At 50.0% G+C, this 14574-nt stretch carries 7 protein-coding genes; 2 read left to right on the forward strand and 5 right to left on the reverse strand.

Annotated features, from left to right (window positions below):
* Nucleotides 1–17: 17 nt before the first annotated feature.
* Nucleotides 18–1091, reverse strand: coding sequence for a dual-specificity RNA methyltransferase RlmN (gene rlmN, locus AC1DXC_RS23030; RefSeq protein WP_477461523.1), 1074 nt, complete (start codon nt 1089–1091; stop codon nt 18–20).
* A 143-nt stretch (nt 1092–1234) separates the two neighbouring features.
* Here rlmN and AC1DXC_RS23035 point away from each other — a divergent pair, with 143 nt between their 5' ends.
* The gene (locus AC1DXC_RS23035; RefSeq protein WP_477461524.1) at nt 1235–2407 is read left to right on the forward strand and encodes an amidohydrolase family protein; all 1173 of its coding nucleotides are present in this window, start codon (nt 1235–1237) and stop codon (nt 2405–2407) included.
* A 34-nt stretch (nt 2408–2441) separates the two neighbouring features.
* Here AC1DXC_RS23035 and AC1DXC_RS23040 read toward each other — a convergent pair whose 3' ends face one another.
* Nucleotides 2442–7703: an FG-GAP-like repeat-containing protein gene (locus AC1DXC_RS23040; RefSeq protein ID WP_477461525.1), complete on the reverse strand. Its 5262-nt coding sequence runs from the start codon at nt 7701–7703 to the stop codon at nt 2442–2444.
* A 261-nt stretch (nt 7704–7964) separates the two neighbouring features.
* Between AC1DXC_RS23040 and AC1DXC_RS23045 the strand changes: the two genes are divergently transcribed.
* Nucleotides 7965–8384: a hypothetical protein gene (locus AC1DXC_RS23045; protein WP_477461526.1), complete on the forward strand. Its 420-nt coding sequence runs from the start codon at nt 7965–7967 to the stop codon at nt 8382–8384.
* Between the two features lie 86 nt (nt 8385–8470).
* Here AC1DXC_RS23045 and AC1DXC_RS23050 read toward each other — a convergent pair whose 3' ends face one another.
* The 3 genes from AC1DXC_RS23050 to ppsA all read right to left on the reverse strand — a co-directional run bounded on the left by AC1DXC_RS23050 (nt 8471) and on the right by ppsA (nt 14467).
* Entirely contained in the window at nt 8471–8848 is a 378-nt protein-coding gene (locus AC1DXC_RS23050; protein WP_477461527.1) for a hypothetical protein, read from the reverse strand.
* A gap of 359 nt (nt 8849–9207) precedes the next feature.
* On the reverse strand, nt 9208–11688 hold the full coding sequence (locus tag AC1DXC_RS23055; RefSeq protein WP_477461528.1) for a M1 family aminopeptidase: 2481 nt from the start codon (nt 11686–11688) through the stop codon (nt 9208–9210).
* Nucleotides 11689–11848: 160 nt separating this feature from the next.
* On the reverse strand, nt 11849–14467 hold the full coding sequence (gene ppsA, locus AC1DXC_RS23060) for a phosphoenolpyruvate synthase (RefSeq protein WP_477461529.1): 2619 nt from the start codon (nt 14465–14467) through the stop codon (nt 11849–11851).
* Nucleotides 14468–14574: the final 107 nt, after the last annotated feature.

Below are 14574 nucleotides of genomic sequence, written 5' to 3' on the forward strand. Positions count from 1 at the left end.
AAAATCAATTCAAAGCTTTACGCCTCTACAGCTACTGCCTTATCCTTCTCTTTAATAGCCAATTGCCCGCAGGCGGCATCAATGTCCTTTCCGCGGCTGCGGCGTAGGTAAGTGTTAACGCCCTGGCTGTGGAGGTATTCGGCAAAGGCAGCTACTTTATCTTCTCCGGCGTTGATGTAGCTGGCAAAGGCGATAGGGTTATACTCGATGATGTTTACCTTGCAGGGCACGTGCTTGCAAAACGCGGCAAGCTCTTTGGCATCCTGTATGCCATCGTTTACACCATCGAAAATGATGTATTCGTAAGTTACCGGGTTTTTGGTTTTGGCAAAGTAATATTTCAAGGCATCGGCCAGGGCCTTTAACGAGTTTTGCTCGTTTATGGGCATAATGGCGTTGCGCTTTTCATCATTAGCGGCGTGCAGCGAAAGCGCCAGTTTAAATTTCACCTCATCGTCGCCAAGCTTGCGTATCATTTTGGCGATACCGGCTGTAGATACGGTAATGCGACGCGCAGCCATATTCAACCCATCGGGCGCGGTAAGCTTTTCTATCGATTTAAGCACATTGGCATAATTGAGCAAAGGCTCGCCCATGCCCATATAAACCACGTTTGATAGCGGAATGCCGTAATTTTCGCGCGCTTGCTTATCTATCAGCACCACCTGGTCGTATATTTCGTCGGGGTTAAGGTTGCGTTTGCGCTCCATATACCCGGTTGCACAGAATTTGCAGGTTAAGCTGCAGCCCACTTGCGACGATACGCAAGCAGTCATCCGCTCAGAAGTTGGTATTAAAACACCCTCAATTAAGTGAGTATCGTGTAAAATAAAAGAATTTTTTATAGTTTTATCAGCACTAACCTGCGAGGTGTTTATTTTAACGTTATTGATAATAAATTTCTCTTCCAGTTTAGCGCGTAGTTCTTTTGAAATATTGCTCATGTCATCAAAAGATATGGATGATTTTTTCCATAGCCATTCGTACACCTGTTTAGCTCTGAACGCCTTTTCATCCATTTGGATAAAGTGCTGTTGCAGAGCCTCGGGGCTTAAGCTGCGGATGTCTATTTTATCTTTTTTTGAGTTCACGTTGCAAAAGTACTTATTTTTAAAAATTCCGACGCTTTTTTAAAGTCATTCTTTTGTAGCATAAAAACAATAACTAAAAGTTAATTGTATTTTACTAAATTGGATTGGGTTTAAATTTTTTAGAAGATGCCATTTTTACTTTAATGAAAAGTTTTAGAGCCGATTACATTTACCCCGTCCAAGCCGATCCAATAAAAAATGGAATAGTAACCGTTGACGATGCCGGAAAGATAATTGCTATCGCCGATGGTCAACAAGCTGATTTTCAAAATATTCCTGTTGAAAGACTCAACGGTATAATTGTCCCCGGGTTTATTAACACCCATTGCCATACCGAACTTTCGCACTTAAAGGATAAAATCGCGCCGGGCAACGGCCTGGTAGATTTCATAAAAAGCGTACAAGCCGTGCGGCATGCCGATAAAGGAGAAATTACTGCTGCCGCAGAAAAGGCTGACGCAGAAATGCAGGAAAATGGCATCGTAGCGGTTGCCGATATCAGCAACAGTAATTTTACCATAGGCTTAAAAGCCCAAAGCAAATTATACTACCACACCTTTGTAGAAGTGTTCGGTTTCTTACCCGAACGTGCCGAAGTTATTTTTGCCAACGCCCTGGCGCTGGCGGATGAATTTAGGCCGCAATCGGTATCAGTTACGGCGCATGCGCCATATTCGGTATCTAAAGATTTGTTCAAGCTGATCAAACGCTACAGCGATACCGGCAACAATCTTCTAAGCATACATAACCAGGAGTGCGAAGACGAGAATAAGTTTTACCGATATAAATTAGGCGGCTTTGTTGATTTGTACCAGCATTTAGGCATCGATATCAATTATTTCCGCCCGCAGGCGCGTAATTCGCTGCAATCGATTATTCCGCTGCTTACCAACCGGCAAAAAATACTGATGGTGCACAACACCTGTACTAACCTTAAGGACATCTACTTCATCAAACGCTTCGATCGCAATATTAACTGGTGCTTTTGCCCCAATGCTAACCTGTACATTGAGAAACGCCTGCCCAAGGTAGAGCTGTTCGTGAACCAGGGACTGAATATCACCCTCGGTACCGATAGCCTTGCTTCTAATAATAAACTCTGCATCCTGAGCGAGATGCGTACCCTGCAGCAGCATTTGCCCTCCCTTAGCCTGGATACCCTGCTGGAATGGGGCACCATTAATGGCGCTAAATTTATGGGAATAGATAACACCAAGGGCAGTATAGAGGTGGGCAAAACGCCCGGACTAAACCTGCTTACCGGGCTTGATGGCAGCACCATTACGCCCGAAACTACCGTGAGGAAACTGGTTTGATTTCCTGCCGAATAATATCTGCCGTTAACGCCCCTTACCGGATAACGCTCACCCAGCCCGATAGGGTCTTCCCGGTATCCTTCAAAAGGATTACATAATAGTAAACGCCTACCGATACCGGCTTGCCTTTGTAGGTGCCATCCCAGGGTTTGGCGTATGTTGCAGCGTAGAACAGCTGTGCCCCATAGCGGTTATAAATAGTTACCGAGAACGAGGTAGATGCATTGTATAGGTTATCAAGCCGCCAGGTATCGTTAATACCATCGCCGTTGGGGGTAAAGGTGTTGGGGATATCCGTGCGGCACTGGGCTGCCGGGCTTATAGCAGCTGTTATTACATTAGATGCTGCCGTAGGGCCGATGATACACTTGCCGCCCACCGCTATGTTGCAATACACGTAATCGCCATCCTTCAAATCCCTTGTAATCAATTGCGGGCTGTTGTTGCCGGTGGCGATACCGTTTACAAACCATTGGTACCGGGTGTCGCCCGTGTCGAAATTAGCCGCCGAGGGCGAGTAAGCCGGTGTTGCTGTAAAGATAACGGTTGTGCCCGGGCATGTTGGCCCCTGTTGCGATGAGGCGATAGTCAAGCTCACCGAGCTATTGATGGAAACATCTATGTTGCCCCTAACCGGCCCCGATGTTGTGGGTACGCAGCCATCGTTGTTGGTAACCGAGCAGGTAACTACATCGGTACTTTTCATGCCGGTAACGGAAAATGTAGCTATGCTGGTGCCAGCTGCTGCGCCATTTAGAGCCCATTGGTAGGTAGGACTAAGGCCTGCATTTTGCGCGGTTGCGTTGAACGTAACATCCATGCCGTCGCAGGCGGTTGATGGGTTGGAACTGATAGACACCGTAGGCGTTGCGCCTATATTGGTCACTGTTAAGGTTTGCTGCTGCGTGGTGCAGCCGTCGTTCGCGGTTATGGTGGCTGTACCCACGTCCACGATGTGCACCTTCCCGCTCACGATAGTTGCCACGGCGGGGTTATCGCTGGTGTAGGTGATGGGTGCGCTGCTGGTAGCCCCGGGGTCGAAATCTGGCGAGCAGAGCGTTTTGGGCGGTATAGGGCCAAAGGCCAGTGGTGCGGTAATTACCTCGTGCGGCTCGTAACGGAACACCGTGATGCTACCATCGGTAGAGCCTATCACCTCGGGCTTACCGTCCCCATCCAAATCGGCAATGGCGGCATCATAAACGTTGGAAGTTTTTAGGTTTACTTCTGGCATAAAAGAGTTTGCGTCTATCCCTTGCGCCGAGGTATTATTGCGCAGCACCGATATGGATTTTCGCCCGGAGTTGGCGATAACCAAATCGGGCTTGCCGTCGCCATCTATATCGCCCATCTCCACATCCTGCGGAAATGGCAGCTGGATATTGACCGGAGCGGCTATAGAGCCCGCGTTGATGCCGCCGGAGGTGCTGATGTTACGGTAGATGGATATCGAACCGTTGAACTGGTTGGTTACCACTACATCGGGCTTGTTGTCGCCGTCCAGGTCGCCTATGGTAAGGTTCTGCGATTGCGATACGCCCGGGAAATTCACCCGGGGGTAAAACGAATCGGCCGACAGGCTGCCTTTTACCGCTTTGCTGCGCAATACGTTGAAGCCGCCGGTGTTGGCGTTGCTGTAAACGATATCGGGCTTGCCATCACCATCCATATCCGCCAGCTGTATATCCGAAGGTTGTGGCCCGGCTGGTATATCCATCTCCCGCACAAATGATTCGGCGCTGATATTACCGGTTGGCGTGAAATTCTTGAAAACTGAAATGGTTTTGCTGATAGAGTTGCCCACTACAATCTCGGGTTTTCCATCAGCATCTAAATCGCCTATGGCCACGGTAACCGGGTTAACGCCGCTGTAGATATCTACCCTGGGCGCAAACGAGATATTTCCTTTTGTAGATGTATTGCGGTAAACCGAAATATAGTTGGTGCCGTAGTTTGCCACTACAAGGTCGGGTTTGCCATCGCCATCGAGGTCGCCGGCGGTAACCTGCCAGGGGTCTAAACCGGTATCAAACAGCACCGGCTGCGCGAAAGATTGCGTATTGATTCCGTCGTTATTAGTGGTGTTGCGGTAGGCCGATACGGTTTTGTCGGTCCAATCGGTTACTACCATATCGGGTTTGCCGTCGCCATCCAGATCGGTAATGGCGAGGGTTTGCAGGTTAGTGCTCGCCCTGAATTCCACCTTAGCTTCAAAATCGTCGGCCTCTATTTTGTGGGTAGATGGGAAGGTAACCGTGAAGGGCCTGGTGGCGTAAGCCGTAAGCTCGGTTTCGGTATTGAGTACTGTTAGCACGCTGTAGGTTGCCCCAGCAGGTACTATTACTAAAAGCTCTTTGGTGCTGCCGCCTGCCACCATGCCTTTAGTTGCGCCGAAGTAAACGATGTTATTGGCGGCGGTTGCGCTGAACCCCGTGCCGGTGATGGTAACGGTGGTACCCAGTGGGCCATTAGTGGGCGTAAAGGAGGTGATGACGGGCGGCTGCGGGTTGGTTTCTGTTACCGATAGTGTAACATTGGCCGTAGCCGTGCCGCTGGCATTCCCGGCCGTTATTTTATAGGTGGTTTGGGGCGACGTTACTGTGGGTATGCCTGTGATGGTACCTGTCCCGATGTCCATACTGAGGCCGGCGGGCAGGGCAGGGGTAATTGTATATGCAGGTGAATAAACCAGTTTTTTAATGGAGTTGCCTCCGCAGATATAAATGCTGCCATCTGGCGCCGTTACCATACCATCGCCACCGAACGAAGTTGATTCTACGGTCAATTTTCCCGAAGAGTTTATTTTTATTATTTCCTGTCCTGTGCTTGCGTATATGTTGTCATCAGCGTCTACTGCTACGCAGCTCATACCGCTAAAATTGGTAAGCGTGGTGATGTTTTGCTGCGGGTTAATAATCCTCAAGGCACCTGATGCCCTTTCCATAACGTACATATTGCCTTTCTTATCGATTGTGAGGGTGTAAGGTTTCGAATACCCAGCCTGATTGATGTCACCGTCAAAATCTCCCGGGTTGTTCAGCGTACCGCTATAACGGGAAACCATGCCATCGGGCGTAATCTTGCGGATAACGTTGTTATTGCAATCGGCCACGAATAGGGTGCCTGTGGCATCCACCGCCACCCCTGTTGGGTAATTAAAAGTAGCAGTCAATGCTGGTCCATCAGCGCTGCCCTGTTGCCCGCTGCCGGCCAGGGTGCTTACCTCGCCTGCAGGAGTAATTTTGCGTATTTTGTTATTCAGGGCATCGGCTACGTATATGTTGCCCGCGGCATCTATGGCCAGCCCGGTGGGTTCAGCGAATGTAGCTGAGGGGTCGTTGCCGGCAAAAGTAGTTACCACTCCTGCGGGTGTTATTTTACGTATGCGGGCATTAAGTTTATCTGCCACGTAAAAATTTCCGTTTTTGTCTATTACCATACCTACGGGGCCGTTAAACTCCGCCAGGGCGCCGGTGCCGTCTTTAAGGCCAGCAACACCGCCTACAAAATCCTGCGCTGTAAGTGTATAATCGCTTGCCGCACCGCCGGTATGCTGCGGGGCAAGGGTTGCTATGGCAACGCCTTTTTTATACACCTGCGGACCAGCGTAAGTAAAGGCTGGTTTGCCTTCAAATGTAAAGCCCGGCAATTCCGTGGTGCCCCTGGGGTTGGTAACGCTTACCTTACCAGTGGCGCCGAGGCCAACAATGGCGGTTATTTGCGTAGGCGAGTTCACGGTAAAGCTTGCCGCCGGTACGCCGCCGAAGCTCACTGCCGTAGCGCCCGTGAGGTCCGTACCCTTAATGATGACCGTAGCGCCGTTTGGGCCCTGCTGCGGACTGAACGAGGTAATTACCGGCGGCGGCGTAATCAAATGATTGCGGAAGATGTATAGCGTATTGGCTGCCGTGCTGCCCGCTATCACATCGGTTACACCGTCTTTATTCAGGTCGGCAATGGCCGAGAAGCGCACCAGGCTGCCCGTTTCCAGGTCGACGTTGGCATCGAAGTTGAACGTGCCAGGCGTGGAGGTATTGCGGAACAAAGAAAGCTTTGTGCTGTTGGCCCAGCTGATGGCCGCATCAACGCGGCCGTCGCCATCAAGGTCGCCCAGGGAGAGGTGCAGGGGTATCAGCGGCGTAGGCAAATCGGACTTTGCAGCAAAGGATACGCTGCCCGCCGATGTATTGCGGAGCACGGATATGTTGGTCGCGCCGCTGTTTACCACCAGCAAATCGGGCTTGCCATCGCCATCAATGTCGCCGGTAACCACCTGTATGGGGGCGTTACCGGTGGCAAATACTATTTTGGGGCCGAACGATGCTGACGAGATGTTGCCCGCTACGGCAATATTTGGGTAAACCCAAATGCTGTTATCGCCGGTGTTAGCTATGATGAGTTCGGGCTTGCCATCGCCATCTAAGTCTGTAGCGGTAATGCTCTGCGGGTTGAGGCCTGCGGGGAGGTCTATCTTCGCCAGTAAGTCATGACTGGGGTCGGTGTAATAGGAATTGCCGGCATTGCGCAGTATGGAGATAGTGTTATCGCCGGTATTTGCAACGGCAATATCAATACGGCCGTCGCCGTCGAAATCGGCAGCGGCAACGGCCCCCGGTTGCGGGCCGGTAGCAAAGCTGCCGCTGAGTGCACCGTCTGATAATACTGATAAGGTGTTATCGTCACGGTTGGTTACGATGATTTCGCGCGAGCCCTCACCATTGATATCGGCCAGGCACATGCCTTGCGGGTTTTTGCCTGTAGCGGTTTGCCTGCCCCCGTTGAAATTGAATGCCCCGCCATCTTTGGCAGATTCGTTTGGATATTCGGCCATCATGTTGTCGCCATTGTTCAAGGTAGCCAGGTCGGGGTTGCCGCGTTGATAGAAGTCCTGCACCAGCAGCATGCTTGGTGAGCTGCCTGTGCTGCGGGTGTAGGGGGCATCATAATCTGAAGCCTGTATTTTGGCTGGGCCGGCAAAAGTTGTTTTGAAGAAAAAATTGGACGTGACCGACAACTGTGTATCGAAGTCGAGAACGGTTATTGGCCCGTAATACGAGCCATAGGGTGCTTTAACGTTAAGCTGTGTGCTGCTTGCCGATAGTACAGGTACCCAGCTGGCGCCAAAAAAAACTTTACTGTGGGCGGGCAAGGTATTGAAATTGGTGCCCTTTATCACCAGGGTGGTACCCGGCTTGGCACTTAAGGGCGTAACCGATTGTATCGAAGGTACTTGCGCAAACACAAAGGGCGAAGCTATTAGCAGGCAAAACAGCAACGAGAGGGTGCGTAAGGTCATTAGGGTGGATGTCAAATTTGTCCCTAATATAAATATATGTACTTAAACTTTATAAAATTTTCGCAGGGTTAAAATTCTCGTAAGGGAAGGATGTAGCGGCTGCACAGGCCTGGCGCTAATATCCTTTTACTCCCTTCGGTTTTAAAAACGACGCTTAAAATGCGTAGGGCCTTCGTGCAAACTTAATTATTACGATAAGGTTGATGCAAGCGGACAAAGGTTGCCTATCTTTAGCCTTGTAAACCAATAAATTACCCAGGCATGCGCATCCTCAAAATCCTCTTTTCAATATTATTAATACAGGTTGTGGTAGCCTGCGGCTCAAAAGTACTGCCCGAGCCATCGCTGGCAGGCAAATGGACCATTACCAGCGCCCTGGGCAATGATGGCCGCCATTGGACAGGCTCTTTCACCCTCATGCAAAACGGTGGCAATTACACAGGGCTGTTTCAATGGGATGCGACAGACGGCAGCGCAACCGGCACCGATAGCGTTACCGGCAGTTACAACGCCACTACGAAGGTGCTTACCATGCAATCGGTAATAATAAGCGGCAATATCGAACCCGTTGTTTACACGGTAAAGGTAACAGGCAACGGCACCAAAATGGAAGGCATTTGGACAGGCTCCAGCGACGGATCAATAGAAAACCCCGGCCGTTGGACGGCCGAGAAGCAGTAAGGGTAGCGCGCCAGCCAGAAGGAATTCTATATCGATAAACAAGGCAACAGGCTACCGTAAAAACATCCGCAACTAAATCCCGCAAATTACGGAGCTATAGTAATCAGCTTCTTCTTAGCTTCAGTGCCATAAACCGGCATGGTATAAAAGCCGCCTATCTTTTTTATGGGCATGTTCGATTTGCCGCTGAGTACTGCCACTGGCATGCGATACTCATCCGTCTGGCTTATCAGCTTAGTTTCACTTAGTGGGGTTTGGTTGAATTTATCCAATGTGGCCAATTTCTTCAGCATATTGGCATCGGGTATTTGGGTGAGTTGTTTCAGCGTGGGCGATTTAAGCGTGGTGTCAACCGTTATTTGCAACAAAGGCATGGCCGTTGCGCCGCGCAATTTCAAATCATTTTGAGCCAATAGGCGACCGGCGCAGGCCAGCAATACAATAAGTAACAATGCCTTTTTCATATGGGTTCGGTTTGATGGCACTAAGCTAACGAATTTGCTTTTTAAGTAAATGTTAAAAGAGGTTAAAAAGTGTTAAAAATGAATTAACACGATTTTACGAAGAGAAGTTTTTAACCGCAGAGGGCACAGAGAGACACACAGAGAGACACACAGAGGGGCACAGAGCCTGGCAGGATATCAAGAATAGAAGTTTCTTAATGGCAGAGCGCACAGAGTACGGCAAATCTGAGTGTTTCTATAATTCGTGAAATTCGTCTCAATTGGTGAGAATTCGTGTTAACTCAATTCGTAAAAATTAGTGTTAATTAAAAAGCCGCCCCACAATTGCGGGCGGCTCTGCTTAAACATATTAATAAATATTATTGCAGCGCGGAAATTGCTTTATCGGCAGCTGCGGCAGATGCGGTATCGCCCAGTTTGGTGCGGGCATCTTTTACTGCAGTAAGCAAGGTTACTATTTGCGGTGCCACGCCGTATTGCTTGTATTTGGCACCGAAATCGCCAATGAATTTGATGCCGGCCTGTGCATACTCAGGACTTTTTACCCGGCCGGTAAAATCCGCGAATTTGCGCAACAGGTTAAACTGAGTCTGCGGCTCGCCCTCGCTCATTGCGCTGAATACATAAGGCCATTCGGCATCGCTGCCGTTGGCTGCATATACGCTGAGGATGGCTTGCGATAATGCGCCTTTGCTGTCCTTCTCATAGTTTTTTGCCAGTGGGATAGCATCTGCAGGGTTAAGCAGTGCAATGGCGTTCAAGGCTGCGCCCTGTATAGCATAGCTCTGGCTGTTCAAGGCTTGTTTAAACAGGTTCATATTGCCCGCTGCTTTTAGCTTACCCAATGCATTGATAGCCGCGGCACGTACCAGGTTATTATCGTCTGTTTGGGCAAGTCTTGCTATGATAGGTACGCCTGCATTGCGCACATCATCGTAGCTGGTAATTGCCGCTGCATTGATGGCTTTGATACGCAACTGGTAGAATTTATCGGTAAGCGCAGCGATAATGATCTTCTGTGCAGCCTTATCGCTCTGGCGTGTTTTTGCGAATTCGATAGCTTCGTAACGATCCAGGAATAATGGTGCGTTGAAGTATTGGAACGCAAACTCATCCAGCGTTTTGCTATCGGTTTTCTTGGTCAATAAAATCTTATCGCCGTCAAAGTTCACCAGATCGGGTTTAGATGCTACATCGAAAGTAAGAGTATCGGCTTTATCGCGCATCCAAACGGTGTGGCGCTCTTTTTTACCGCCGGCATAGATATCAATAGCAACAGGGAAAGTAAATGCGTTGCCATCCTGGGTTTGCTGCAGGTAAACAGTTTGTTTTTTGGTAGCAGCATCCCATTTGTAGCTGATATTAAGCACCGGGTGGCCGGCACCGTAGTACCATTGGTTAAAGAACCAGTTAAGGTCGCGGCCGCTGGCTTCTTCCATAGCTAAACGCAATTGCTGCGCCTCGCCATTTTTAAAGGCGTTGGTTTTAAGGTAAATGTTGAGGCCTTTGTAGAAAGCCGCGTTGCCCAGGTAGTTGCGCAGCATGTATAGTATGCGGCCGCCTTTTTGATAAGTAACTACATCGAACACGTCTTCCTTATCGTTATAATGGAAACGTACCAGGTCTTTTTTCTTTGCATCGGCCGAGTTAAGATAGCTCTGCATGGCATCGAAGCTGTGCGCATCGCCGGCATCCTTGCCGTATTTATATTCGGCCCATATGCTTTCGCTGAAATCGGCGAAAGATTCGTTCACGGTAAGGTTGCTCCAGCTTTCTGCGGTTACATAATCGCCAAACCATTGGTGGAACAATTCGTGCACAATGGTGCTGCGGCCGGCATCGTAATAACGGTCGTCTAGCTCGCGCTTGGTGCCTTGTACATAGGTGCCGTGCAGGGTAGCTGTGGTGTTTTCCATAGCGCCGCTCACGTAGTCGCGCACTACTATCTGCGAGTATTTGTACCATGGGTAATCTACTCCCAGGGTTTTTGAGTAAAACTCAATCACTTCCGGCGTAAAGCCGAAGATATCTTTGGCATACGGTGCGTATTTGGGCTCCAGGTAATAGCTCACCTCTTTGTTGCGCCATTTATCTTTATAGATCTTGAAATCGCCCACGGCCATCATAAACAGGTAGGGCGAGTGCGGCAACTCCTGTTTCCAGGTATCGGTGCGGGTGCCATCTTTGTTTACTTTGGATAGTGCCAAACGGCCGTTACTCAGCGTAACATACTGCTTTGGCACCGTCATGATGATTTCTTCGGTCGTTTTCTGGTTCGGCTTATCGATGGTAGGGAACCAGCACGATGAGCTTTCGGTTTCGCCCTGTGTCCATATCTGGATGGGCTTGTCTTTTTCGGTACCATCGGGGTTGATGAAGTACAGGCCCTTGGCATCGCTGATGGCCGCGCTGCCTTTTGCTTTTAGCTCGTTTGGCTTGGCGGTATAATCTATGTAAATGGTGTAGCTTTCGGCGTTGGTGTAAGTTTTATCCAGCTTAATAGCTACGGTAAGGCTATCGTAAGTAAAGGTAAGGGGGGTGGTTTTGCCATTTTTTACTACGGCGATGGTTTTCAGATCCATGCCTTTGGCATCAAGGCGCAGGCTATCTGTTGGGTACATGTGGGGCTTTAAAGTAACCCACTCTTTGCCATACATATAGCGTTTTTTGTAGTCGAAACGCACATCTAGTTTGGTGTGTATCAGGTCGTTAATCTTGGTTGTGGTTGCCCGGTACAATTTGTAGGCGGGAGTTTCGACAAGTGGAGCCTGTGCCCTGGCCGTGCTGATGGCACAAGCGCTGATGCTGCCAGCCAGTAGGGCAGCGTAGATTGTTTTCATATGTTCAGTTATGGGTTTGATTGTTATGCAAGCATAACAAAAGCTAAAGTATTAGTTTTTACTCTAATTTAAGACGCTTTTTTTAGGTTTATGTTACAGGGGGATGGGAACAATCGGCGAATTGGCTTAGCAGTAGTACCCATGCCTAAAAAACCTCTTCTCACAATATCTCCACATACCCCTCGGTGCCATTTACGCGTATGCGCTGCCCATCGGCAATCAGCTTCGTAGCATTTTCTACGCCTACTACGGCTGGCAAGCCATATTCGCGGGCTATAACGGCGCCGTGGGTCATCAGGCCGCCAACTTCGGTAACCAGGCCTTTGATGGATAGGAAGAGGGGCGTCCAGCTCGGGTCGGTAAAAGTGGTGACCAATATATCGCCCTCTTCCAAATTGGCATCTGCCATGTTCAGGATAACCCGGGCACGACCTTCAACCGCGCCCGCCGAAACAGCCAGGCCGGCCATGGCATCAGCAGGGATATCATTGCGCTTGTATTTGCCAGTTATTATTTCGCCATCGGAGGTGATAACTCGGGGCGGGTTTAATTTCTGGTGGAACTGGTGCTCCTCCCGCCGTTGCCTGATCAGCTCGCCATCCAATTCCTTTGTGCGTACCACCTCGCGGAACTCCTGGAAGGTGAGGTAGTATGCATCTTCCATATCGGCAATTAGCCCGGCATCAACCAGCGTCTTCGCTTCTTTCATCAGGGCCGTTTTATATACGAAGAAGCGGGCCATGATGCCATATTTTGGGTATTCGCGATAGCCTGCGAAATTGCGGAGGATGCCTATATGCCGCTTTGCTTCAGCTGCTTTTGCTTCGCCATCGGGAAGCACCATCAAGCGGCTTAGCAAATCCTGTTCTTTTTTCGATGCCTCCGCCAGCCCCTGCGCAAACTTGCGGGCACCCTCGCCCGGTGCAAAGTTCTTGATGTTGTTGAGGAGCATCGTGATCAGTAGCGACGGCTTCTCGCTCCAGCGGGTGTTGGTGATATCTATCTCGCCACTGCAGCGCATGCCGTATTTCTGCAGATACGCCCCAATGGCCTGTTGGGCTTGCTGGCCACCATTCAACCGCGGCAGCGAATCCAAAAAGCTATCATCTTTTGTTTGTTGCAGGTAATCGATAACCTGCGGGTAGGCACGGATTACATCGGCAACATCCAGCAGGGCCATGCCCATTTCTGAGGTGATGTTGTTGGGTACGGATTGCGCAAGTGTATCGGCGGCGTTTTTCTCGCCCAGCCATTCTTCCATCTTGTCGTTTATCCAAAACGCAGCATCCATCGATGCCATTATCGCGGCCATGCTCCGCGGATCGAACAGACCCACCCGCAAAGCCTGCCTGTCTTCCAATATAAAATCGAAAAGGTTTACGCCTGTTTTGCTCCCAATAGTTTGCTTTAATTCCGCTAAGGATGCTTCGCTGTTTGCAATAAGTTCGGCAACTATTTCCGGGTTATCTGCTGTTTCGGTTTTAGGGGTAGCTGGGGGTGCCGGCTTGTCGTTTTTCGCGGCAGGTTGCGGCTGGCCATCATCAGGCGGGGACTCGATAAAATCGCCCCGCTCTATCAGGGTTAGCAATGCATCTTTCAATAGCGGGTCATGCTTGCCCATGGCATCTATCAACGCGGCCCTTGCGGGGGGTATGGCTAATTGGGCCGCAATATCTACAAATAACCTGCCGCCGGCTTTATACATAGGGCGGGCGGCTGTAATTTGCCATAGCGATACACCCAGCGGACGCATGGCATCCGTCATCATTTGCTGGTGGCCTACCGATATATAAACATGCTTCCCGTCATCCTCCGCTTCGGGGATGGGGAACAAAGTGGTTATAGGCCGGCTTTGTACGATGTAGAACACCCCACTCTCCAGGCACCATTCAATATCCTGCGGGCTGTCGAAATGGGCTTCTATTTGTCGTCCTATTTGCTCTAGCTGCAATATTTGATCATCCGTAAGTACCTGCCGGTTTTGCAGGGCCGATTCGATTCCCGTTTCTTTGGTGCCGCCACCTTCTACCGAATAAATCCCGATTTTTTTGACCGATATGTTCTTGTCGATAATTTCGCCGTCGCGCACCTCATAATTATCAGCGTTCACCAGGCCCGATACCATGGCCTCGCCCAGCCCGAAGCCGGCATCTATAGAAAGCACTTTGCGGTTGCCGCTAACCGGATGAGCGGTGAACATAACCCCCGCCGCGTGCGGCTGCACCATTAGCTGCACCACAACAGCCAGCCGTACCTTACGGTGGTCGAACCCGTTTTGGATGCGGTACGCGATTGCCCTATCGGTAAATAAAGATGCCCAGCATTTGCGGATATGCTGCAGCACAGCCTGCTGCCCTATGATGTTGAGATAAGTATCCTGCTGGCCTGCAAAAGAGGCACCCGGCAAATCCTCTGCCGTTGCGCTGGAGCGCACAGCCCAGGCTGCCTTTGCATCGAAAGCAACGAGTGCCATGGTAATTTCTTCGGAGACATTCTGCGGGATGGGGCTGCTTTCGATGGCGTTGCGAATTGCGGCACCTAGCATTACGATTGCTTCCTGGTCTCCGGCTTTTAGCAGGGATAACCTATTGAGCAATCCGTCAATTACAGTTGCCTCTTCGATAGCCTTTTTGAAAGCATCTGTAGATACACAGAAGCCATCCGGCACGCGTACGCCCGGTATTTTGGCCAGTTCGCCCAGGTTTGCGCCTTTGCCACCCGCTAAGGGAAGAGTGGCTTTATCTGTTTGCTTAAAATCGAATACGTAATCGCTCATCATATACCGCCTTCTTGCCGGTGCTTTTTGCAGCCGGAAAGCCAAAATTATCAAGCAAAAGGGATCAAAAACAGTTTTTGAGACTATATTTTTTTATGCGCAATAATGCT

This window comes from Mucilaginibacter sp. P2_D11, assembly GCF_056404435.1.

Bases quoted from the DNA above. Each gene is read 5' to 3' on its own strand.
- AC1DXC_RS23035 (WP_477461524.1), top strand. From the start codon at position 1,235: ATGAAAAGTTTTAGAGCCGATTACATTTACCCCGTCCAAGCCGATCCA.
- AC1DXC_RS23040 (WP_477461525.1), bottom strand. From the start codon at position 7,703: ATGACCTTACGCACCCTCTCGTTGCTGTTTTGCCTGCTAATAGCTTCG.
- AC1DXC_RS23045 (WP_477461526.1), top strand. From the start codon at position 7,965: ATGCGCATCCTCAAAATCCTCTTTTCAATATTATTAATACAGGTTGTG.
- AC1DXC_RS23050 (WP_477461527.1), bottom strand. From the start codon at position 8,848: ATGAAAAAGGCATTGTTACTTATTGTATTGCTGGCCTGCGCCGGTCGC.
- AC1DXC_RS23055 (WP_477461528.1), bottom strand. From the start codon at position 11,688: ATGAAAACAATCTACGCTGCCCTACTGGCTGGCAGCATCAGCGCTTGT.
- ppsA (WP_477461529.1), bottom strand. From the start codon at position 14,467: ATGATGAGCGATTACGTATTCGATTTTAAGCAAACAGATAAAGCCACT.